Below are 272 nucleotides of genomic sequence, written 5' to 3' on the forward strand. Positions count from 1 at the left end.
GGCGATCGCGTAACTGTTGATTTTTCCTTCGTTCTTCTTCTAGTGTTGCTTCTGCGAGATCGCGTTGTTGTTGTGCAAGATCGCGCTGTTGTTGTGCGAATTCCTTCTCTTGTCTTTCGCGATCGGCTCTTTGTTTTTGGAGATCGCGCTCTTGTTGTGCAAATTCCTTCTCTTGTCGTTCGCGATCGCGCTGTACAGCAGTCTCCACATAAGATGTAAACTGTTCCCCATTCGGATAAAATAGAGCCAAATTTCCCGATGCAATACTAAAA

General features: G+C 45.6%; 1 pseudogene. It reads right to left on the minus strand.

Annotation, left to right across the window (positions count from 1 at the left end):
- A pseudogene (locus JUI58_RS17075) lies at positions 1-250 on the minus strand (hypothetical protein); the annotation flags it as partial.
- Positions 251-272: the final 22 nt, after the last annotated feature.

It is taken from the genome of Spirulina sp. CCY15215, assembly GCF_016888125.1.
Lineage (GTDB): Bacteria > Cyanobacteriota > Cyanobacteriia > Cyanobacteriales > Spirulinaceae > CCY15215.